We start from the raw sequence: 23,107 nt of genomic DNA, 5'->3' as shown, positions 1-23,107 counted from the left end.
ATGAATTCCAATTTTATTATCCGCGAACTTTCCAAAGAAGAAATGCTTCTTCAGTTTCCTCTCCTAAAACAATTAAGCGCAAACGCAAAGAAAAAAGATTTCAGGCGGATACTTCCTGAAATGTTGAAGCAGGGATATAGAATGGTTGGTGTGTTTGACGGAAAAAAATGCATTGGCATTTCCGGTTTCTGGATTGCAACAAAACTTTACAGCGATAAATACATTGAGCCGGATAATGTTGTCATAGATAAAAATTACCGTTCGAAAGGAGTCGGTAAAAAACTTTTCAAGTGGCTGGAAAAAGAGGGAAAGTGTAACGGTTGCAAAACAATTATGCTTGATGCGTACGTGGAAAATTTCTCCGGCCATAAATTTTACTGGCGCGAAGGATATACTGCAAGAGGTTTTCATTTTCTGAAAAGATTATAATTCGGCATCAAATAATCGCTTTACTCTGGCAATCTTTTATTTGGAGAATTCTTTTGCGAAACATACCTTCGGCAAAAATTCACATCATGAAAAAATTTACTCTTTCGCTTTTTGTTTTTTCCATCTTCCATCTGACCTCTTACATGTGCCATGCAGTCAATTGGCTCGTTGGTCCTGCAAAAACTTATACAATGCCGAGCCAGGTTTCAACGCTTGTTGCGAGTGGAGATACTGTTTCAATTGACGCTGCGACTTACACAGGCGATGTCTGCAAATGGACAGCAAATAATTTACTTATCCGCGGAGTGAATGGAATGGCAACGCTTGATGCGAACAATACTTCTTACGGGCAGAAAGGAATTTTTGTGATTGACGGAAACAATTGTACGGTTGAGTATATTGAATTCCTCCACTGCCACGATGTGGTTGGAAACAGCAAAAACTGGGCGGGCATTCGCTTTGAAGCATCGGGCATTACCATTCGTAACTGTTATTTTCACGACAATGATGATGGCATTTTAGACAACGGTGTTAGCACTTCTCCAATTTTAATTGAGTTCACAGAGTTTGCGCACAATGGATATGGCGATGGCTATTCGCACAATCTTTACATCAATCACAGCGACACGTTGATTTTTCGTTACAACTATTCTCATCTTGCTTCCATAGGGCATGAATTGAAATCACGCGCTAGTGTAAATTATATTTTGTATAACCGTTTCAGCAATGAAGCAACAGGCGATGCCAGCCGCGAAATGGATTTACCCAACGGAGGCATGGCAATCGTGATGGGAAATATTATTGAGCAGGGACCCAACTCCACCAACTCAGGCATTATTGAATACGGATTGGAAGGTTTAACAAACCCCGCTCCCAATAATTTTTATTTCATCAATAATACGGTGGTGAATGATAAAAGCAACGGAACTTTTATTACGCTTCAAACGGGAATGGATTTGTACAAAGCATACAATAATATTTTTGCCGGACCCGGAACGTTATTAAGCGGCTCAGCAACCACCATTGACACTATGAAAAACTGGGTTGTAACAACTATTGCGAACTGCGGATTTGTAAACGCTTCAAATTACGATTATCATCTCACTGCAGGTTCTGGAGCGATTAATGCAGGAGCAAATGCCGGAACTGCAAGCAACGGTTACAACTTGACTCCAGCGCTTGAGTATTCTCATCCTGCGAATAATATTCCAAGAAATATTTCAGGTGTGATTGATGTTGGTGCGCACGAGTATGTTTCGGCAAATGGAATTTTAGAAAACACATCTGATTTTAATTTCAGTTTTTTTATTTCGAATAAAACATTAAATCTCTTTTATGATTCAGAAAAAAATGCTTCAGCAAAAATTATTGACTTGAATGGAAGAAACCTGAAAGAAGAAAAAATATCTAGAGGAAAATCCGAAATAGACATTTCAAAATTTGAATCCGGAATTTATATTCTGGAAATTATTTCGGGAGAGCAGAGAAAGACAGGAATATTTTTTCTGCAGTAATTATTTTCCTCTTCCCTGCAGAATAATCATCACAGTATAAATCAGGATTTTGAAATCAAGCGCGAGCGACATGTTTTCAATATAGATAATGTCGAACTTAAGGCGCTCAGTCATCTGGTCAACATTTTCCGCATAACCGTATTTCACCTGTCCCCACGAAGTGATGCCCGGGCGCACTTTCAACAAATGTTTGTAATGCGGAGCGCGTTGTAAAATCTGGTCAATGAAATGCTGGCGTTCAGGACGCGGACCGACAATGGACATTTCGCCAATCAGCACATTGTAAAACTGCGGCAGTTCATCGAGGCGGGTTCTGCGCATAAATTTTCCGAAGCGTGTAATGCGCGGGTCATTGCTGCTGGAAAGCTGCGGACCGTTTTCTTCCGCATTGTCAACCATTGAACGGAATTTATGAATCATAAATGGAACTCCGTGCCTTCCGATTCGCTCGTGGCTGTAAATTATTTTTCCCGGAGAACCGAACTTTACTATGAGAGAAACCACTGCGAATACCGGGCTGAAAATAACCAGCACAAAAACGGAAACAACAATATCAATCATGCGCTTGAGCGTTTGCTGCCATACGGGCATAATTTCTCTCGAGATTTCTATGAGAGGAGTGCCGAGCACGTTGCCCATTTTCACCTGCCCGGATAAAATATCGTACATGTCGGGAATAATTTTTATGCTGGCGGAAGTATCTTCCAGTTCGCTGATGATTTTTCCCAAACTCTCATGCTCCGATGATTCAATGGCAATGATTACTTCTTCCACATTTTTTTCCCGGATGCTAGATTGAATATTATTAATATTTCCAAGGCAAGAAACTTTTTGCTGAAGTTTATGAGAGTAACCGTTTTTATCGTCCACCATTACAAACCCGATGAATTTATTTCCGGAAGATTTTTTCTGGCTTTCCATCTCGTTAAAAATTTTCCATGCTTCTTCATTGCTTCCTACTAAAAGCGTATTGAAACCAATAATCCGGTTGTGAACTTTATGAACGGTGTTGCTTACAAGAAGAAACCGTACAGAGAATGTAAATAAAAAATGCAGTGAAAAAATTGCCAGGAAAGATTCGTAATAGGTTTTATAAGTTATAATTTCATCGTCAAGAATTAATGTAAAGAAAATTACAATTACACCAATGAGAGAAATAAGAAGAGTTTGCCCAAGTTCCTTTAAGCGTGATTTCCTATAAACATCTTTGTAAGCGCCTGTGGAAGCATACAACGCAAACCAGAAAAAAGGAATTATCAATAACCCTAAATAAAATTTTTTTCCGAACTCAATGGGAATATGCTGGTGGTACTTTGCGCTTTCTATATAAACTTTCCGGAAAAAATAAAATGCTGTCCATGCTGCGCCCGCAGTGAACAAATCGGCAACAATATGTTTGAGTATCTGTAAAGTTTTATCCCGCATGAAAAAGCATTGTTGCGCAAACGCCTTCGCATTTTTTTTATTGCATAAGGCGCTGCGAAGTTATTAACAAATAATAAACACCTAATCTATAACCTTGAGGTTATCTATATATAAATAGGAAGAAGAAAGGTTATCATCTTTTTTCATGGCAATATAAACAGCAAACTTTTCAGCGCCTGCGTTGCGAAGCGTAGTGGCAAGGTTCACATACGCTTTGTCCCATCCGGTGGTGGGAAGCAATGCCACTATGCCGGTTTGAAGCAATAAATTGTTTCCGGAATCATACGCCTGAATGCCAATGGTAAACTCCGTGTTGCAATTATAATTTAATTCAAGAAAAATATTTCCGCTGGATGCAACTGCATATTTGCTGCAACTCACGCCATAATAACCACCGCTGGTGAGTTCTACTTTCCCGCTGCCGGTTCCTTCAAAAACTTCGGATATGTTTTTCGTGATTTTTATATAGGTTGTGTCATTGGAGAAATCGCTTTTGCATAAGGTGTGCGTGGCGGCTTCAAAATCTTCGAGCCAGAGAAAATTTGCAATCGGAGAGTACGTTATGGTTGGTGTAAGAAAAGTTTTTTGTCCTGCTGTCAAGGTTACATCGGTTTCATAATCGGAATAAAACGGATATTGAATTCGTGTAGCAGCAACTCCGTTTTCTTTTATGCCTGGAAAAATTTTCACTGTGTGTTTTCCGCTGTATAAAACAGGAAAGGTGCACGGCATTTCAAATGCACCTATCAGGTCATTGTCAACATACACCCAGGCGTCAACTATTTTTTGCGAATTGGTTCCCTGCGTGGATAATGTTGTAAGATTCATTTTATCTATATGAATGTAGGAAGGAATGGGAACTTCTTTGTGGCAGGAAATACATAAAACCCAGAAGAGGAAAAAATAAATTTTGTTTTTCATTTTTTAATTTGTGGAAACAGTAGTAAGCATTGCTTTCTCCATTATTTTATATCCGACTTCAAGCGCGCGATAACCGTCTTCTGCGCTGACGGCAGTTGGTTTGTTGTTAAGAATAGAATCAGCAAACGATTCAAGTTCCATTTTTATTGCATTGGTTTCTTCCACTTTTGGATTGTCGAAAAAAATTTGTTTCATTCCTTTTCCGGCTAAGTCAATCGTAATGGCAAACGGGTCATCGGGTTCTTTGGAAATTGATTTCATGCGGATGACTTCTGTTTTCTTTTCTAAAAAATCCACAGAGATGTAGGCATCGCGCTGAAAAAACCGGCTCTTGCGCATGTTCTTCATGGAAATTCTGCTGGCAGTTATGTTTGCCACTGCGCCATTTTCAAATTCAATTCGGGCGTTGCAGATATCGGGCGTATCGCTCACCACTGCCACCCCGCTCGCATTAATTTTTTTTATGTTCGATTTAATTACGCTCAGCACAATATCTATGTCGTGAATCATTAAATCCAGCACAACCGAAACATCGGTGCCGCGCGGATTGAATTGAGCAAGACGATGCGTTTCAATAAACATAGGGTTATCAAAATATTTTTGCACCGAAAGAAAAGCCGGGTTGAAACGCTCCACATGCCCGACTTGCGCTTTCACTTTTACTTCTTTTGAAAGAGAAGCAATTTGTTTTGCTTCTTCCAGCGTATTTGCAAGCGGCTTCTCAATAAAAATATGTTTGAATTTTTTCAGCGCCTTTGTTGCAATTTCATAGTGAGAAATGGTGGGAGTTACAATATCAATCGCATCGCAGTTTGAAATCAATTCCTCTTCCGAATTAAATGCAGTGATATTATATTCCTGTTGAACCTGCTGTGACTTTTGTTTATCAACGTCAAAGAAACCTGCAACTTGAAACTGCGGAATCTCCCTGAGAAGTTTCAAATGAATTTTCCCGAGATGCCCAACTCCGAACAATCCAATCTTAATCATAAATCGTTGTAGATTTGCCTGCAAAAATAATCATTCAAAGAGAATGCCCGTTTCTCCCAATCAATTGAAAGATGAACCCATTCATCAGGGCATGCGCGCGCGGCTGGTAAAGTTGCTTGCTGAAAAAGGAATTACCGATATAAATCTTTTGAATGCAATCGGAAAAGTTCCGCGCCATTTTTTTTTCAACACTACTTTTATTCAACATGCTTACGAAGACAAAGCATTTCCCATTGCTGCGGGACAAACCATTTCGCAGCCCTACACGGTTGCTGTTCAAACGCAGTTGCTCGAAATAAAAAGCGGAGAAAAAGTTTTAGAGATTGGAACCGGCAGCGGTTATCAAACCTGTGTGCTGCTCGAAATGGGCGCAAAAGTTTTTACCATTGAGCGGCAGAAAGAATTGTTTGATAAAACAAAAATTATTCTTGCGCGAATGGGATACGTTCCGAAAATGTTTTACGGAGACGGCTACAAAGGAATGGAAGCATTCGCACCGTTTGATAAAGTTCTGGTAACGGCTGGCGCGCCTTATATTCCCGAACCGCTGAAAGAACAATTGAAAGTTGGAGGAAGATTGGTGATTCCTGTCGGGAAAGGTGATATGCAGAAAATGGTTTTGATTGAAAAAATATCGGCTTCGGAGTACAAAGAAACCGAGCACGGATATTTTCGTTTTGTACCGATGCTCACCGAGAAAAATAAATAGCGTTATAAACTTTTGCTGAAATCAATTATTGCGTTTGCCAGCGAATCCCACGATAAATTATTCTTAAGCAATTTTATTTCTTCCCGGAATTTTTCTTTCAGGTTTTCTGAAAAATATTTTTTGATTGCATCGGCAATTAAAGTTGAATCGGGAGAATCAACGATGATTCCGGTTTTGTTGTGATGGATGCTTTCCTTTAATCCTCCGGTATCAGTCGCAATCAGCGGCAAATCGAAATGATAGGCAATGGACGTTATTCCGCTCTGCGTTGCCGACTTGTATGGCAGCACGCAAACATCTGCCGAAGAAAAAAACAAAGGCACTTCTTCATCGCTGATGTAGCGGACATGCAGCGCAATTTCATTTTTACTATTCAAACTTTCAATTTGCTTTTCATATTTTTCAAAAGGGCCGTAAACCTCTCCGGCAATCACTAAAATATATTCATCGTTTAATTTGGTCATGGCTTCAATCAGCAAATCCAGTCCTTTATAATCGCGGATGAAGCCGAAGAATAAAATAACTTTTTTATTTTCCGAAATGTTGAGTTTTCTTTTTGCCTCTGTAGCATCCACTTTATTTCCAAAATGATTGTACAAAGGATGAGGATGAAAAATATATTTTGCACCGGGCAAAAGTTTCAGTAAATCATTTTTCACTGCATCGCTCATCACCACGAAGCCGTGGTTTTGTTTCAGGAAATATTTTGTAAAGGCAGCGTCAAAGATTTTTTTTTCGTGTGGAATTACGTTATCAAGAATTGTAATCACTTTTGCATTCTTCTTCACTTTTTTTGCAACCGTGCCGAGCGAAGGCGCCATGTAACTGAGCCAGTATTTCATCAGCATAACATCAGGCGCGAATGAATTTATTTTTTTTGCAGCGGTAAAATAAGAGAGAGGATTGATGCTGTCTAAAATTCTTTCAGAAGGAATTTTATCCGCCTTATCTTTTTCTGTTACCATTTGTGTTTCTCCGGGAAAAAGAAAATCGGGATACTGCCGCGTGAACGTGAATGCTTTTACAGAATTGTTTTTTTCAAACGCGCGATACAACGAAGCATTGAACTGCGCAATGCCGCCACGGAAAGGGTAGAAAGTGGAAAGGTAAGCGAGTTTCAAGTTTCTGGTTTCAGGTTAGACAAACTTCTTGATGGCAGTAAAAACTGTTTCCACCGGAATATCTTTCATGCAGTGCCGTTCGCGCGAACATTTGCTGCCGTAAAAATCATCGCAGCCGGAAGCGGGTTCAATGATTACTCCGTTATTATAAAGGTAGAACTCGTGCCTGTTAAAAATATTATTGAAGAGCACAAGCGGTTTTTTCAGCCCGATGGCAATGTGCATCATCATGGAAACGGCTGTGAGCACCGCATCGCAAACAGAAGTGAGCGCAATGAATTCCTGCAATGAAAAAGTTCCGGGATAAAATGCAGCGGTGGATGCAGAATATTTTTTATTCATTTCGTCTTCATCGGGTCCGCCTAGTAAAAGAGGAAAATAATTTTCCGCCTGAAGTTTTTTAATCAGTTCGAGCCAGTATTCTTCGGGCCATAAACGCGTTTGCCAGCGCTTGCCGCATCCGGTGTTCAAGCCGATTATTTTTTTTCCTTTTGCTTTTTCTTTTATATACTGAAATTTATCTGCAAGTTTGGAATCGAAATTCAGAAGATAATTTTCTCCGTTGAACTTCATGCCGCAGATTTCAAAAATCTCTTCGAGATAATTTTTCGTATTCTCTTTTGAAATGTTGTCAAAGACACCGGTAATTAATTTATGCTCCGCCTGAGGAGTGGCAGGCGCAACATGATTGTCTTCCCATGTGAAACCAAATTTTCTTTTTGCCTTCACATTTTTCAGCAACATGCACGCTTCTTTGTCTTTGTCAAGGTTGATTGCAATATCGTATTCCGTATTTTCAATTTTATAAACGGAAGCAAAATCAAATTTATAATTATCATTTACATAATTGCGCGGAAGAATTTCAGGCGTGTGCGTAATCCATGTGATGTGCGGAGAAGGAAAATCTTTTTTGAAACGATGGAGCAGGGGAGTGGAGCGCATCACGTCTCCGATTGCGCCCAATTTTATAATCAGGATCCGTGTCTGAATTTTTTCGTATTCATCGCAAGAGGGACAAACTTTGTTGCGCAGTTTGTTCGGCAGGCAGGGAATTTCTCCTTTGAAATGAAGGCAGTCGAATTTTATTTCCATCTACTAAATTACTAATTGGTACTAATGAAATCAAATTCCAATCTTTTTTTCGATGAGATATGTATTTCTCACAGGAGAATTTCGCGAAACGAGTTCGCCTAAAAACCCGCCCACAAATAAAATGGTTCCGAGAATCATGGCAAGCAAACCGAAATAAAACAGCGGGCGCTCGGTCATTTTATATTCGGCAAAAATAATTTTCGCTGCCGCGAGATAAACGGCAATTCCAAACCCGATAAAAAAAATAATTGTTCCCCACAAGCCGAAAAAGTGCATGGGGCGTTTTCCGAATTTGGAAATGAAACTGATGGTGAGCAAATCAAGAAAGCCGTTGATGAAACGCTCCATTCCGAATTTTGTTTTTCCGTATTTCCGTTTCTGATGCTGCACAACCTTTTCCCCTATGTTTCCGAAGCCGGCTTTCTTTGCAATCACCGGAATGTAGCGATGCATTTCTCCGAACACTTCAATGCTTTTCACCACAGTTGCGCGGTATGCTTTCAACCCGCAATTGAAATCGTGCAGGTGAATGCCCGACATTTTCCGGGTAGCAAAGTTGAAAAGTTTGGTGGGAATTGTTTTGGTAAAGGGGTCAAAGCGTTTTTGCTTCCAGCCGGAAATCAAATCGAATCCGTCTTTCGAAATCATGTTGTATAAACCGGGAATTTCATCGGGAGAATCCTGCAAGTCGGCATCCATGGTAATGACCACATCGCCCAGCGCGGCTTCAAAGCCCAGTTGCAGCGCGGCAGATTTTCCGTAGTTGCGCTGAAGGCGGATTCCTTTTACATTATTATTCTTCGTAGCAATCTCCTGAATCTTTTTCCATGAGTTATCCGAACTTCCATCGTCCACATAAATTAGTTCGTAAGAAAAATTATTCGCTGAACACACGCGCGCAATCCAATCAGAAAGTTCCTGCAGCGATTCTTCTTCGTTCAGAAGAGGGATGACGATGGAGAGATTCATGGGCGGCAAAGTTAAACCTTATTTGAAAGTCCCAAGTTCCAAATTCCAATTTCCAAGTCCCAAAGCAAAAACAGCATGGCTGTTTCTTGTAACTTATGACTTTTCACGCGGGGATTAACGATTCACCCATCCGAATATTGTGAGGAAAAGTTTTGGGAGCGGGAAAAAGTAAAATGGTATTTTCGCAGCGGGCAAGCCCTGTACGACCAGCTCCTGTTGAACTCTCCAGGTTCGGAAGAAAGCAAAGATAAAACGGTTGAGCGGTGCGCTGCAGCAAGCTTGCTCTTTTTTTTATTAGACATTATTCAGATTAGATGTTTATAGAGGTTTGTCATTTCGAACCCTGCTTTGAGGGTGAGAAATCTCCCCCTGAATGAGGGGATTTCTCCCTTCGGTCGAAATGACAACATACACATAGTTTCTTATTTTGAATAATGTCTATTCAGCATGTCTTTACTTATACCTTATACCCTATATCCCTGCCGTCACTTCGCGCCCTTCTCCGTCCACTTGTAGACCTTTTTTCCTGTGTGAGAAGTTTTCACTTTATGCTTTTTATCGGGCAAAGGCAGTTCGCGGATGAAATACGAAATTCCGAAGGTGAGGAGCACATCCATTACGTTGGGGGCTTCCCATTTGCGTGCATCGGAAATGGAGAAACGGAAATCGCCATTGAGCGCCAGGTTATCATAGAGCGGGGAAACAAAACCCATTCCGCAATTCATTCCCCACGATTTCACTTCCACGTTTGTTCCGCTGAAAAGATTGTTCAACGGGTCGGGCGTTCCGGCATAGAGCGCATTCCACAGGTGGCGGTTAATGCCGGCAAGAAAAAATAATTTGGTGGAAGAAGCGGTGAAAAAATAAAAGTGCAGGTTCAAATCGTATTTGCGCGTGTGCGCATCTTCCCATTTTAAAAAAACCCGGTGCACGGGGAACAAGGATGCTTCTGCGGAAATAGAAACCGTTCGCTTAATTTTAGCATCTAAAGCGAAATGAAGCCCCCTGTAGGTGTTGGTGATTCCTGAGCCGGTGTAGCGGCTTAAATCAATGCAGGAGTTTGCAATGCCGCCTTCGAGAAAAATGCGCGGCTCGGATGGCAGCAGATTTTGTGCCAAGAGATGCCCGCATTGCTCTGAAAGGAGTATAAAAAAAGAAAGTGAGAAAGTGAGAAAGTGAGAAAGCCCCTTTAGGGATTTAGGGTAAAAGAATTTTTTCATGCTTGCTGTAAAGGTACAATTTCTACGTGAAAGAAATAAAATGGTTACGGTTCCGTGAATTCCACCAGAAGCAGCACTAACCCCAGCGCCACTGCGCGGGCAATGGTTTTGCTTTTCAGTTTGCGCTTTATGCTCTCGCGCTGGTTGTGAATGGTGTTTTTGCTTTTGCCTTCTATTTTTTTTATGTCCCCGCAATCGTATCCATCGGCATAATGCTGCAATATTTTTTTCTCGCAAGGAGTGAGTTGTACGCTGCGGAATTTTTTCCAGCCCTTTACTTTTATTTTGCCTGCATTCACCACTATGCCCACCGCGCGGGCAAGGGTGTGGCAGTTGAGTTTTGTAATCATATAAAAACAGGCATCGTTGTAATTTTCTTCTGACAGGCGCATGATTTTTCGTATCCGCTCCGGCTTATGCCCATCGGCATTGAGTTGAAGTATTTTTATTTCTTTTTCGTTTACACACTCAAGGCGGCAATCGTCTTTTTCATTTTTCATAGTAGACATTATTCAGATTAGATATTTATAGAGGTTTGTCATTTCGAACCCTGCTTTGAGGGTGAGAAATCTCCCCCTGAATGAGGAGATTTCTCCCTTCGGTCGAAATGACAACATACACATGGTTTCTTATTTTGAATAATGTCTAGTGGAAGAGGAAATAATTTATTGCTATTTGCAACTATTTATCTGTTCAAGAATTGGCTTAGTGTGTTTACCGTATAGGCACTTGAGCAGGTCTTTTCTATAATTGCGCACTCAAAAAAACAGGCGGGCTCTTTCAGCCCTTTGACGGGAAAAAATAACAACTGAATTTCTAAATCCAACCCCTATGAAAAAATTAGTCAGTTACTTTCACATCATGCTTCACTTAGACAGAATGACCATTTCGGAATTGGTGAGTTTCGCATTCGGCATTAAAACCACGGGCGACCCCGATATTCCCTCCGTGCATTTCACCGATGCGCAAATTCAGGCGCAGGCGCAATTAGTGCAAACCGAAATAGGCAGCCGCGCCACCGACCCCAAGCCCTCGCTCACTGCGCAGGAACAAAAAGATGTGGATAAACTTTGCCGCATGATTGTGGCGGTGAAAAGCGATGTGGAAATTCCTGCCAACGACAAGGCGCAGGGCGACCGCTCCATCTTTGATGTTATTGCCCGCAGAACCGGTTTCATTCCCAGAGGAATTTCTAAAAAGCACCAGCGCGTGTTTGAATCGCTGCCTGCTGAAAAAGGAAGTTTTCATGTGCGCGTGCCTTCTGAAAAAATGAGAGGGCTTACCTATATATATGAATACGGCATTACCACTGCCGAAAATGTGCTGCCCGCAAAATGGGAGCGCGATATTTCCCTCTCCGTAACCGAGTGCATTGTAAAAGGGCTGCCACCCGGCAGCATGGTGGCGGTGCGCTATGCCGTTTCAAAGCATCCGGCTCACAGCAAGAAAGCGCTCAAGACCAAACTGCCCGATTCCGACCATGCCATCAGCAAGGTGGTTACCGTTCACACGGTGAACGCCCAGGGAAAGGTAACAGTTACTCACGGGGTGGACTTTCTCAACTTCAGCGATGTGATTTACATTGTCATTCAGTAACACGAAAACAACTAACAGGTCTTGTCCGGCAACAGACAGGGCTTGCCTGCTCACACACACGTTGTATCCGTTACCATTCAGGTTGTGTTCAATAACGAACAAATCCTGACCAATAGCGAATACATCCTGACCAATAACGGAAAATCTCAATCTGCTTACAGGCAGTTTCTGTTTGTTAACAAACAATTATTAATTGTTCACGGACTGCGCTTGTTTGACATCAAACGGAGATTATCCGTTATCAAACTGCGCTTGTCTGTTAACGGACTGCGCTTGTTCAATGCCGGACAGGGCTTGTGTGAGGTGAGAGAGCGCTTGTTTGAACTTGGATGTGGAATGCAGGTGAAAAAATGCGAACTTTTTTGTAGGAGTACTTATGAATTTAAAACAGGGTTAACTGACTGTCGTCATCCTGTTGCTTTACTTTTGACGCGGGCTGTTCAACAGGTTTTGTTTCTTCTTTTACTATTTCCTGCCGTTCTTCTGCTTTGGCTATGAATGTTTCCATATCTGCAATTGCCAATTCGATTTCACTCGGAACATCTGCAATATTATTTTCGGCTTTGTAAATACGTGCTTCTATTATTTGTGTGCGCCAGATTTCAAGCAGTTCTAATGAACCAGTATTTTTTGCTTTATGGGCAAGCTCCATTTGTATATGAACTAAATCAAGTCGCTTTGCTAATTCCTTATCAGATTTAGTTGCCAATTTCTCCACGTATTTATCGTGGTTATCAATACAATCTTTTATGCGAACTGATATACTCATTTATTTTTTTATCCCCCTCTGGAGGGGGCAGGGGGAGGTTATTTATTTTCCTCCAATCTTTCTATTGTTTGTTCAATCGCTCGTTTTACATTTTCAATTCCTTTCAATACTTCTTCATCAGTAAATCTAACAACTGTAAATCCTGCTTTTTCTAAATCGGTTTGTTTCTTTTCATCTTTTTTAATCACCTCATCCAAAGTATGTGAATATCCGTCCACTTCAATTACCAATCTTAATTCTTTGCACATGAAATCGGCAATGTAATTTAATACTGCACGTTGCCTGTTAAATGTATATCCATTCATCATTTTTGCTCTTAAAGCGTACTTCCATAAGCATGCTTCCGCTTTGGTCATGGTGTAACGCAACTCATGTGCGTTTTCTCGCACGTGCGTGTTATATAGGTTATGGTTTTCTTTTGTGGCTTTCATTTTCCTCCCCCTTTATCCCCCTCAAGAGGGGGACAGGTTATTCTTTTATGCGAACTGATATGCTCATTTATTTTGTGCTTCTTCTATTATTTTTATTTCATCTTTCTTTAAATCGTATAACTCATAAACCAATTCATTAATTTTTTCTTCGCTGTGTTCTATTCGTTGTTTTATCTGTTCGATTTTTGTTTGAAGTTTTTCTTCTTGTAATTCTTCATTAAGTTTCAGAAGTAAGTCAACGTGTTTTATAATTTCATCGTGTGTATTTTTCTCGGCAGTATTTTTAAAATCAATTGGCTTTATTGGGATTGAATGTAATTCGTATAAGCCGATAGTAGGCATTTTATATTTATTGCAATACCAATACGTAACCAATTTTGAGTTTAATACACCGCAGATATATTTTAATGAATGTTTCTTGTCCCATGAATCGTAGCGAGAAACATTAACTGTATCTAAAAAATAATTTTTATGATTATCGTATGTAACCAGCAATTGCATAGAACTATTCACTCTTTGAGTTACTAATTTTTCAGATACTTCAAAGAATTCTTTTGAATGCGGAAGGCAACCAACTTTTTCTTTCATTAAATCAGGACGATACCATACCCATTCCTTTTCCCAATTTAATTGATATGCTTTGATATTTCTACCTCTGAATATTTTATAGCAATCTTTATTTTTTTTGTCATTAAGAATAAAACGAGTATCATCACTTGTCTTTATCCCTCTTGAAAATGAAATAAATTTTTCAAGTGGCTCAGAACCCAATCCAATTTTATCATAAAGTTTTTGTTTGCTTTCGCTCCACTCAAGGTCAATACTGAAATTATTATTTTGAAGAAACTTATAGGGAATTTTTACTCTTTCAGAAAAATCACGATTTCTAACCTTGATAGAAGAATTATTATGAGAGCAAATAATTATAACTGTACTGACTATTGCTTCGTCAAATACTTTGAATCCCATTTCAACAATTTCTTCAATTAGTTTGTTTTCAATCAATAATTTGCGTAGCAATTCAAAACTTTCAGTAGCAAGCCAAGTATGAGGAACAATAAATCCAAACTTAGATTTTTCTTCGTTGATTAAAGAAATTGATTTTTCAATGAAGAAGGAATATAAATCGCTCTTATTCTTACAGGTTTTAAATTTTTCTTGAAAGTAACTCCGTTGCTCCTCTTCAATAGATACTAAATTAACATAAGGCGGATTTCCAATCACCACATCAAACCCTCCTTGTTTAAACACATCCTGAAATCCTTTCTTCCAACTGAAAGGTTTAATTTTTTTCTCAAAACCTAAAGCCATTTCACTATCGTAAATATCCGTATCAATTAAACTGTTTCCGTCTTTAATATTTTTATCGAGATCGGGGAGAACCCGCTCGTGAAACATACTAAGCTGCTGTTTAATGCTGGCTTCGGTTTCACCTTCCATACATTTGAGAAGCAAACTGAGTTTGGTTACTTCCACCGCGTTGGCGTCAATATCAACTCCGAAAATATTATTGAGCAGTATGCGCTTTTTTTCGTGGGTGGTTAATGTGCCTTGCGGAGTGAAGGGATTATCTTTTCCTTTTTTAGTTGCGTAACCTTTATTGTGATACCAGTTAATGTGATGATTCAATAAATATTCAAACGCGCCCACAAGAAAAGAACCGCTTCCGCAAGCGGGGTCAACAATTTTTATCTTCTCAATTTCTTTCGGGGATTTTCCGTCAACAAGTTTTCCGACAGTGTTTTTTACAATGTATTCAACTATGTATTGAGGCGTGTAATAAACTCCGCCCGCTTTTCGTACTTCGGGTTTTTCTTCAATGCGCACACTTCGCGCGGGTGTAATGCGAATTACTTTTCCGAGGAACTGCTCGTAGGCGTTTCCGAGAACTTCAACAGGCATTACGGAAAATTCGTATCGGCAGAGCGGATAATAAAGGTCTTCAATTATTGATTTTATTACTTTATTGTCGACCTTAAGGTGAGGAGTAATTACATCTTTCTTGAAATCGAAAAGACCTGAATTATATTTATCATCGGCTAACTTGAAAAGATGAAAAAGATTTTGATAGGAATTTCCTTTTGAAACTTCTTTCTGCAACTGTCCGTAAGGTTCTACCGCGCGGTCTTCGCAGAAGCGCAGGAAAATTAATCGGTCAATCGTCTGCTGAACAGAAAAATTTATTTCTTCGTCATTTAATTTTCGGTTGTTGTGCGCAATACTTACGGCAAGGTATCTGCGCCACTCATCCAAACTTTGAACAAATTCTTTGTCGAGCGTTTGGCTTCCTTTTTTATTTGTGTCGCTTTGCACATACTTGTCGAACTTACCATGCGTAACCGCTTCGTGAGAAAAGGTGTCGTAAATAAAATCAAACTCTTCGAGATATTTTTCAAAGTGAATGTGCTTTAGTTTCGCAACGCTCGCGCTGTCGTGCAGATTTGGAACGCGCGAACAATCGTAAACAATAAAGTCCTCGAAGTTTGTGAGAATGGAAACATACGCCTGCGCACTGCTTCCATAACGCCTCAACTGATAGGCGGATTCTTTATTTGCCTTGAGTGAAACGGATGGTTTTTTCGCTTCCACATAAAACAATCTTTTTTTCGCGCTTCCCGAAAGCCGAAATCCGTAGTCGGGCGCTTTCGCTTTTCCTTTAACAAGTACCTTATCTTCATAGATCACCTCGCGATAAGCTTCGCTGTGTCCTTCCTCATTATCTACATCCCAACCCAATGCTTTGAAAAACGGGTTGATGAAATCCTGACGAGTTTTTGCTTCGTTATAATCGGCTAAATGGTAATCGTTCCGATGTTCGCGGAAGCGTTCAACTAACTTTTCTATGGTGGCTTTCGCCTGGTCTCTGGTCATTTTCAGTGATGAAATCAGGCGAAAATACTACTTTAAAATGTAACATCTTGTGTTTGTTGAAAAGTCATTTTTCATAGGGGAGAAGGGCAATAATTTTTTGACGCAGTTTTCTGCCGCAGCAGTGTCTCCGCTTCGGGACACTGCGTGAATGGCGCAGAGTCCTCTGCCGAGAGACTCTGCTTGGACTGAAAGTGGTGGTTCAGTAACTCAACTCGCTTGCGTTCTGCTCCTTCAAAACTCAATTCTATAGCCGCCATAGGGAAACAACCCCAACTGAAACTCCTGCACCACCGCCTGTTTGTTGTCATTGTAAACCTGCTGAAGCACATTTTTGCGGTTGAAAATATTTTCAACATGCAGGAAGATGTAATGCGAAACCTTTTTGCTGTTGATGCGGTACGAAATTTTGAAATCAACTTTGCGGTAATCGCGGAACTGTTTCGCGAAGGCAAGCGAATCAACATACACGGCATCCTTGCGCAAAATGGATTGCTGAATGTCAATAGGAGTGTAGCGGTTTCCTCCTGCAAAAGTCAGTTTCACATCAAACGAAATGCTGTGGTTTTTTTTAGGGCCGATGGGCAGTTCAATTCCGCCAAGCAGATTATACACATAGCCACCGCTGAAGGCAGTGTGGCGCAAAATTCCATCGCTGCCTTTGTACTGCGAATTATAAACCGAAAGCGAAGAGAGAAAATAATAATGGCGGCTGAAAAATTTCTCCAGCGTGAATTCAGTTCCGTAATTAAACCCTGTTCCTTTGTTATGCAGCGAATCCACAAACGTTAATCCCTCCAGTTCGTTGCCCACATTCAGCGTGGAAAAAGAATTGCTGCGGTATTGCTCTATGGGAATATTGTATAGGTTCTGATAGTATGTTTCAAGTTTCAAACGAAAATCTTTTGCAAAGTTGTAATCATACGCAATCACATAATGAATGCTCTTGCTGAAATCAAGTGCGCGGTTGGTGTTCACGTACTTTGCCGATGCCGAATCATACGTCTGATAGAAATAATAAATCAGCGGAAGCGTTTGGCTGTGCATTCCGAACGATGCGGAAAGTGTTTGCTTCGGCATAAACTGCCAGCGCATGCCTGTGCGCGGCTCAATGGCATACGAGTTGCTCAACTGAAAATAATTATAATGCACTCCGCTGTTGAAGGTAAGTTCATCCGTGCAGCGGTATTGCCAGTGCAGAAAAGCATTGAAAGAATTGGTGCTTCCTTGTTCGTTAAATTGGTCGAGCGTAAGTTTATCGCGCCTCGACCAATAAGAGGATTTATAATTCACCTGCATGTTTTTCCAGGTATAACCCGCCTTTAGCAAATGATGCGCGCTGATTTTATCGGTCACGGTGTAGTTGGCAAACACCTGCCCGTCTTTCGAATCGTTTGTATAAACGCGGAAAGGATTTTTGCTGGCGGAAAGCGTATCAATCGTTACGTTGAATTGCGAACCCGAAGCGGAAACATTCAACTTGCCCGAAACTTTCTCATTGAAAAAATATAAATGAGAAAATCCGGTTGCCGCCATCTTCGAACCAAACCTCAGGTCTTCTCCAAAGTCGGTGAACGTCCAGTCCGCAGAATCTTTCTGGCTGTCGAGCAAAGAAATATCGCTCACGCCCCCGATTCCCCACAGCGTAAACACGCCCGCTTTCGCAGTGGGAACATTTACTTTGAACGAAACATCCTGATACGTTGGAATTCCTGAAACGCCAAAACTTATTCCGAGAAGTTGAAAAAACTTCAGCGAGTTGTAACGGTAATTAATAAGGTAGGAAGCGCGGTTGGTGGAAAGAGAAGAGGAATCTTTTTTTCCGAAAGGACCTTCAATGCCCGCTTCAAGCCCGTTCAGTCCGGCTTGTCCTGTGTATTCGGTACGCTCGTTGTTTCCGTTCCGCATTTTCAAATCGAACACGCCTGCCATTTTATTTCCGTACTCAGCGGGAAAAGCGCCCGTGAGAAAATCAGATGAGCCGAGAAGATTATTGTTGAGAATGCTCACCGGTCCGCCCGTTGCGCCCTGCGTGGAAAAATGATTCGGGCTGGGAATGTCGGTATCTTCGAGCCGCCACAACACTCCGAGGGGAGAATTTCCGCGCACAATAATATCATTGCGCGCATCGTTTCCGGTGGCAACGCCCGCATAATTGGCAACCATTTTGCTGGGGTCACCGCGGCTGCCGGCATAGCGTTCGGTTTCTTCGCGCTGAAAATTTCTTCCGCTGTTGGTCACCAAATCATTGTTCGCTTTTGTTTTGTCTTTCTCTGCCACAATCTCCACTTCTTTTCCCATTAAAAGTTTTTCGCGCATCTCCACATTCAGCACCACTTCTTTTCCGGTAATGACAACAATATTCTGAAGCACCGCATCTTCATAGCCAATCAAAGAAAATTTAATGGCGTGCCTTCCTACGGGAACTTTCGCCAGGCGGAATTTTCCATTCGCATCGGTGACGGATGAAATGTTTGAATCACTATTTATTATTTTGACGCCAACAAGTTCAATGGGTGACTTTGAATCGGCATCCATAACAATTCCCCGGACGGTTTGGGTAAGGGTTTGAGAATGCAAGTTGGAGGTTGGCAACAGGCAGAAGGCAAGTAAAAAAAGAAAAAATGGTTGAATGATTAAATGGTTAAATGGTTTACCATTTTTCCAGCATTCCATTCTTCCATTCTTCCATTTCATAGCGTGCGCAAAGATAGGGCTAAATTTCTACTATGAAATTTCATTCCCTTCGTATCAAACCTTTTTTTATATTTGCGTCCCTTTTTCAGAAAAGGAAAAATAAATAATAACCCTTGTGCCCCTCCGCAATAACGCGGAGTCCAATGGCTCCGATAAATCGGAGATAGGGCATGAGACAAAACAAAAACAATGTCAAACAAACAGTACGAAACAGTTTTCATACTGACACCCGTTCTCTCGGATGAACAAACGCGCGAGGCGGTGAACAGTTACAGGAAACTTTTCAAGGAACTGGGCGCGAAAATCGTCCACGAAGAATCATGGGGGTTGAAAAAACTTGCTTATCCCATCAAGAAAAGAAACACGGGCTTCTATCAACTTTTTCAGATTGAATCGCCCGGCAATGCAATTGCTGATTTAGAAGTTGTATTCAGGCGCGATGAACGCGTGCTTCGCTATCTTACCGTTCACCTCGATAAATATGCGCTCGAGTGGGCGGAGAAAAGAAAAGCAAAACGCGCTGCGCGAAAAGACAGCCATAAGGATAGAAAAGAAGAAGTGGCTGCATAATTAATTTATAATTCATAATTTTTAATTTCCTTACTATGGCAGTAATAACAACCGATACAGGCGAAATCAGATATCTGAATCCTCCTGTGCTTGAAGTGACACGCGAAAAATATTGCCGCTTCAAAAAAATGCGCTGGCATTATATTGATTACAAAGACCCGGATTTTCTTTTGCGCTTCATCAACGACCAGGGGAAAATTCTTCCGAGGCGTTTGACCGGAAACTCAATTAAGTTTCAGCGCAAAGTATCGCAAGCGGTGAAACGCGCGAGGCATCTGGCGCTTCTTCCATTCGTAACGGATGGGCTAAAATAAAAACCGTTAGAGGTTAGATGTTTGAAGTTCAAACAACATCTAACGTCAAACATCAAACATCTAACATTTTAAAACATGGAAGTAATATTAAAAGAAGATGTAAAACATCTCGGTTCAAAACATGAACTGGTAAAGGTTCGCCCCGGATATGCAAGAAACTTTTTAATTCCGAAAGGTTTTGCTGTGGAAGCAACCGAAGGAAGAAGAAAAGAACACGCGGAGGTTATAAAACAGCGTGCGCATAAGGAAGAAAAAATCCGCACCGCAGCGCAAAAAGCGGCAGAGGTTCTAAAAAACATGACACTGAAAGTTGGCGCAAAAGTGGGAGAGAAAGGAAAAATTTTTGGCTCCGTTACTGCAATTCAAATTGCGGAAGCAATTAAAAAAGCCGGCTACGATGTGGATAGAAAAAATATTTCCATAGAGAACGAAGCGAACATTAAAACTCTCGGCACTTATTCAGCCAACATTAAACTTCATAAAGAAGTATCGCTGAAAGTGAATTTTGAAGTAGTGGCGGAGTAGAAAGGTATAGTGGAATAGGGGAAATAGGGGATATGTAAACCTTATTTCCCCTATTTCCTTTATTGCCCTTATCATCATGACACAAAAAGAGGAAATAGCAAAACGCAGAACGTTCGGAATAATTTCTCATCCTGACGCAGGGAAAACTACGCTCACGGAAAAACTTCTTTTGTTCGGAGGTGCCATTCAAACGGCTGGTGCCGTGAAGATGAATAAAATCAGGAAAGCAGTTACTTCCGATTTCATGGAGATAGAAAAGCAGCGTGGAATTTCTGTGGCTACTTCTGTGATGGCATTTGATTATTCCGGCTATCGAGTAAATATTTTGGATACTCCGGGCCACAAAGATTTCGCGGAAGATACGTATCGCACTCTCACCGCAGTTGACAGCGTAATCATGGTGATTGATTGCGTGAAAGGAGTAGAGGAGCAAACGAGAAAGCTCATGGAAGTTTGCCGCATGCGCCATACACCCGTAATTGTTTTCATCAACAAACTTGACCGCGAAGGACGCGATCCGTATGATTTGCTCGAAGAAATTGAAAAGGAACTTCACATTCACACCCGCCCGCTTTCATGGCCTATTGGAATGGGCTCCGAGTTTAAAGGAGTGTACAATCTTTATGAAAAAAAATTACAGTTGTTTTTTTCTTCAGACAAGCAGAGAATCGCGGAAGATGTAATTGCAATAAATGATTTGAATGATTCTTCTTTTGAAAAATATGTGGGAGAAAATTTTGCAAAACAACTTCGGGAAGATGTGCATTTGATTGAAGGCGTTTACGAGCGGTTTGATAGGAGTTTGTACCGCGAAGGTTATCTCGCTCCTGTTTTCTTCGGAAGCGCAATAAATAATTTCGGAGTAAAAGAATTGCTCGATACGTTTGTGAAGATTGCTCCATTCCCTTTATCGCGGCAGGCAGATGTAAGAATGGTTTCTCCCGAAGAAAATAATTTCACCGGATTTGTTTTTAAGATTCACGCGAACCTTGATCCGAATCACCGGGACAGGATTGCATTCTGCAGAATTTGCTCCGGAAAGTTTGAACGAAATAAATTTTATCATCATGTTCGTCTTGATAAAGAACTCCGCTTCTCAAGCCCGACAAGTTTTATGGGCAACGCAAAAAATATTGTAGACGAAGCGTTCCCCGGTGATGTGATTGGATTGTATGACACAGGGAATTTTAAAATTGGCGATACGCTCACGGAAGGAGAACATTTACAATTCAAGGGCATTCCAAGTTTTTCTCCTGAAATTTTTAAAGAGTTAATTAATAAAGACCCATTCAAAACAAAGCAACTGGAAAAAGGAATCCGCCAGTTGACGGATGAAGGCGTTGCGCAATTATTCATTCAGCAGATGGGGAATAAAAAAATTGTCGGCACGGTGGGTGAACTTCAGTTTGAAGTGATTCAATTTCGCTTGCGTGAAGAATATGGCGCTTCCTGTGAATTCCGTCCGTTAGATTTTTACAAAGCATGCTGGTTCACTTCCGATAACAAAGAACAGATGGATAAATTTTTCAACGTGAAGCTTCTTAACATTGCTTACGATAAAGAAAACCGTCCTGTATATTTTGCGGAGAGCGCGTGGATGTTACAGAAAGCGCAGGAGAGTTATCCCGAAATTAAATTTCATTTTACTTCGGAGTTTTCAGAGAAGGAAGTGTCCCTTTAGGGATTTAGGGTTTTGTATTTACTCGTAGCGCAACGCTTCAATCGGGTCAAGTTTAGCTGCTTTCATCGCGGGATAAATTCCTGAAATAATTCCAACCGTTACACAAATCACAAGCCCTCCGAAAATCCACATCCACGGCATGATGAAACCGGAATGCATTTGAAAGGAAGTGATGTTGCCGATAAAAATTCCGAGAAGAATTCCTACTAATCCTCCGAGCAAACAAATCACAATTGCTTCAATCAAAAATTGTCTGCGTATATCCGAACGCGTAGCGCCTAACGCTTTTCGCGTGCCGATTTCACGTGTGCGTTCCGCAACCGCAACCAGCATAATATTCATTAAACCGATTGCCGCTCCGAGCAGCGTGATGATTCCGATAATAGTTGCAGCAAGCGTTACGTATTTAATATTGTCTATGAGAATTCCTGCAAGCGCATCGCTTTTTGAGATTTCGAAATTATCTTCTTCACCCGTTTCAAGTTTCCTGATTCCTCTGAGTAAACCGGTCGCTTCGGCAAGCGTTGCGTCAAGAACTTGCGCGTTGAACGCAAGCACGCTGATGGTAAAACTCATGTCAGGCCGGGGAAAATATTGGCGCGCGCTTGTAATAGGTATCATGCAAATTTTATCTCCGCCAAACATCATGGAACTTCCTTTTGATTTCAAAACTCCGATGATGGTAAACTTCGCGCTTCCGATAGTAATAATTTGGTCGAGCGGATTTTCTTTTTTCTTAAAAAGAACAGGAATTAGTTCCGCTCCTATAATTGTTACGTGAGAATTATTTTGAATATCCTGAAAAGAAAAATTTCTTCCTCTGCCAAGTTCATAGCCGGAAGTTGCAAGATAATCTTCATCTGTGCCAAGCACCTGCACATTCGGATTACTTTTGTTCGATAAGAATTTCAGCGTGGCAGTTTGCGAAGCCCATGTGGAAACCGCCACAGCAGTTCCATATTGAAATTCTTTTTTGAACTGCATTGCCTGCGCAAAAGTGATGGGAGGAAATTTTTTTGCTTTCTTTCCGCGCCTTCCGATTCGAATGGACATTTCGCGGTTGCGAACTGTAAACGTGTTCGCGCCCATATCGGAAAAATTACTGTTGATGGAATTTTTTATGCTGTCAATGGCTGTGAGAATTCCGACCAGCGCTGTAATTCCAATGGCAATAATCAGAATGGTGAGAATAGTTCTCAGTAATTGACTTCTGATGGAACGAAGCGCGATGCGGATATTTTCTAATAACATTTTCAAGATGCCGAA

21 protein-coding genes and 1 other RNA gene are annotated in these 23,107 nt (G+C 41.0%); 9 read left to right on the top strand and 13 right to left on the bottom strand.

Features of this window, described 5'->3' with window-relative positions:
- Both HY063_13300 and HY063_13295 read left to right on the top strand, forming a co-directional pair.
- On the top strand, positions 1-429 hold the full coding sequence (locus HY063_13300; protein ID MBI3502761.1) for a GNAT family N-acetyltransferase: 429 nt from the start codon (positions 1-3) through the stop codon (positions 427-429).
- 86 nt (positions 430-515) lie between these two features.
- A complete protein-coding gene (locus tag HY063_13295; protein MBI3502760.1) occupies positions 516-1,943 on the top strand; it encodes a T9SS type A sorting domain-containing protein in 1,428 nt (475 codons plus the stop codon).
- Here the strand turns inward: HY063_13295 and HY063_13290 are convergent, their stop codons facing one another.
- From HY063_13290 to HY063_13280, 3 genes are all read right to left on the bottom strand, one after another.
- Positions 1,944-3,368, bottom strand: coding sequence for a sugar transferase (locus tag HY063_13290; protein MBI3502759.1), 1,425 nt, complete (start codon positions 3,366-3,368; stop codon positions 1,944-1,946).
- Between the two features lie 81 nt (positions 3,369-3,449).
- Positions 3,450-4,289 carry a hypothetical protein gene (locus HY063_13285; GenBank protein ID MBI3502758.1) on the bottom strand — a complete coding sequence of 280 codons (840 nt, stop codon included), beginning with the start codon at positions 4,287-4,289 and terminating at the stop codon, positions 3,450-3,452.
- Positions 4,290-4,292: 3 nt separating this feature from the next.
- Positions 4,293-5,279: a Gfo/Idh/MocA family oxidoreductase gene (locus HY063_13280; protein ID MBI3502757.1), complete on the bottom strand. Its 987-nt coding sequence runs from the start codon at positions 5,277-5,279 to the stop codon at positions 4,293-4,295.
- 64 nt (positions 5,280-5,343) lie between these two features.
- Between HY063_13280 and HY063_13275 the strand changes: the two genes are divergently transcribed.
- A complete protein-coding gene (locus tag HY063_13275) occupies positions 5,344-5,988 on the top strand; it encodes a protein-L-isoaspartate(D-aspartate) O-methyltransferase (GenBank protein MBI3502756.1) in 645 nt (214 codons plus the stop codon).
- Between the two features lie 2 nt (positions 5,989-5,990).
- Here the strand turns inward: HY063_13275 and HY063_13270 are convergent, their stop codons facing one another.
- From HY063_13270 to HY063_13260, 3 genes are read right to left on the bottom strand one after another with little or no spacing between them, the layout of a single operon-like run.
- Positions 5,991-7,109: a glycosyltransferase gene (locus tag HY063_13270; GenBank protein MBI3502755.1), complete on the bottom strand. Its 1,119-nt coding sequence runs from the start codon at positions 7,107-7,109 to the stop codon at positions 5,991-5,993.
- 15 nt (positions 7,110-7,124) lie between these two features.
- Positions 7,125-8,201 carry a glycosyltransferase family 9 protein gene (locus HY063_13265; GenBank protein MBI3502754.1) on the bottom strand — a complete coding sequence of 359 codons (1,077 nt, stop codon included), beginning with the start codon at positions 8,199-8,201 and terminating at the stop codon, positions 7,125-7,127.
- A 30-nt stretch (positions 8,202-8,231) separates the two neighbouring features.
- The gene (locus HY063_13260; GenBank protein MBI3502753.1) at positions 8,232-9,170 is read right to left on the bottom strand and encodes a glycosyltransferase family 2 protein; all 939 of its coding nucleotides are present in this window, start codon (positions 9,168-9,170) and stop codon (positions 8,232-8,234) included.
- A 189-nt stretch (positions 9,171-9,359) separates the two neighbouring features.
- Here HY063_13260 and ffs point away from each other — a divergent pair.
- Positions 9,360-9,458: signal recognition particle sRNA small type (gene ffs / locus HY063_13255), an RNA gene on the top strand.
- A 197-nt stretch (positions 9,459-9,655) separates the two neighbouring features.
- Here the strand turns inward: ffs and HY063_13250 are convergent.
- Together HY063_13250 and HY063_13245 are read right to left on the bottom strand one after the other, a co-directional pair.
- Positions 9,656-10,390 carry a hypothetical protein gene (locus HY063_13250; protein ID MBI3502752.1) on the bottom strand — a complete coding sequence of 245 codons (735 nt, stop codon included), beginning with the start codon at positions 10,388-10,390 and terminating at the stop codon, positions 9,656-9,658.
- 44 nt (positions 10,391-10,434) lie between these two features.
- The gene (locus tag HY063_13245; protein MBI3502751.1) at positions 10,435-10,890 is read right to left on the bottom strand and encodes a hypothetical protein; all 456 of its coding nucleotides are present in this window, start codon (positions 10,888-10,890) and stop codon (positions 10,435-10,437) included.
- Between the two features lie 331 nt (positions 10,891-11,221).
- Between HY063_13245 and HY063_13240 the strand changes: the two genes are divergently transcribed.
- Positions 11,222-11,986 carry a hypothetical protein gene (locus HY063_13240; protein ID MBI3502750.1) on the top strand — a complete coding sequence of 255 codons (765 nt, stop codon included), beginning with the start codon at positions 11,222-11,224 and terminating at the stop codon, positions 11,984-11,986.
- 382 nt (positions 11,987-12,368) lie between these two features.
- Here the strand turns inward: HY063_13240 and HY063_13235 are convergent, their stop codons facing one another.
- From HY063_13235 to HY063_13220, 4 genes are all read right to left on the bottom strand, one after another.
- Positions 12,369-12,755, bottom strand: coding sequence for a hypothetical protein (locus HY063_13235; GenBank protein MBI3502749.1), 387 nt, complete (start codon positions 12,753-12,755; stop codon positions 12,369-12,371).
- A 38-nt stretch (positions 12,756-12,793) separates the two neighbouring features.
- Positions 12,794-13,186 (bottom strand): endonuclease domain-containing protein, encoded by a 393-nt coding sequence (locus tag HY063_13230; GenBank protein ID MBI3502748.1) that lies wholly within the window; start codon positions 13,184-13,186, stop codon positions 12,794-12,796.
- A 63-nt stretch (positions 13,187-13,249) separates the two neighbouring features.
- Positions 13,250-16,057 (bottom strand): N-6 DNA methylase, encoded by a 2,808-nt coding sequence (locus HY063_13225; protein MBI3502747.1) that lies wholly within the window; start codon positions 16,055-16,057, stop codon positions 13,250-13,252.
- Positions 16,058-16,288: 231 nt separating this feature from the next.
- Positions 16,289-18,751 (bottom strand): TonB-dependent receptor, encoded by a 2,463-nt coding sequence (locus HY063_13220; GenBank protein ID MBI3502746.1) that lies wholly within the window; start codon positions 18,749-18,751, stop codon positions 16,289-16,291.
- Between the two features lie 189 nt (positions 18,752-18,940).
- Between HY063_13220 and HY063_13215 the strand changes: the two genes are divergently transcribed.
- From HY063_13215 to HY063_13200, 4 genes are all read left to right on the top strand, one after another.
- Positions 18,941-19,321 carry a 30S ribosomal protein S6 gene (locus tag HY063_13215; GenBank protein ID MBI3502745.1) on the top strand — a complete coding sequence of 127 codons (381 nt, stop codon included), beginning with the start codon at positions 18,941-18,943 and terminating at the stop codon, positions 19,319-19,321.
- A 35-nt stretch (positions 19,322-19,356) separates the two neighbouring features.
- Complete coding sequence (locus HY063_13210; protein ID MBI3502744.1) at positions 19,357-19,635, top strand: 30S ribosomal protein S18; 279 nt, start codon at positions 19,357-19,359, stop codon at positions 19,633-19,635.
- A 75-nt stretch (positions 19,636-19,710) separates the two neighbouring features.
- Complete coding sequence (locus HY063_13205; protein ID MBI3502743.1) at positions 19,711-20,160, top strand: 50S ribosomal protein L9; 450 nt, start codon at positions 19,711-19,713, stop codon at positions 20,158-20,160.
- Between the two features lie 76 nt (positions 20,161-20,236).
- Positions 20,237-21,841 (top strand): peptide chain release factor 3, encoded by a 1,605-nt coding sequence (locus HY063_13200; protein ID MBI3502742.1) that lies wholly within the window; start codon positions 20,237-20,239, stop codon positions 21,839-21,841.
- Positions 21,842-21,859: 18 nt separating this feature from the next.
- On the opposite strand, the gene HY063_13195 is transcribed toward HY063_13200, so the two are convergent.
- Positions 21,860-23,092: an ABC transporter permease gene (locus tag HY063_13195; GenBank protein ID MBI3502741.1), complete on the bottom strand. Its 1,233-nt coding sequence runs from the start codon at positions 23,090-23,092 to the stop codon at positions 21,860-21,862.
- Between the last annotated feature and the right edge of the window lie 15 nt (positions 23,093-23,107).

It is taken from the genome of Bacteroidota bacterium (assembly GCA_016195025.1).
In the GTDB taxonomy this organism is placed as follows: Bacteria; Bacteroidota; Bacteroidia; order Palsa-948; family Palsa-948; genus Palsa-948.
This window is presented reverse-complemented; position numbering and strand designations above follow the sequence as displayed.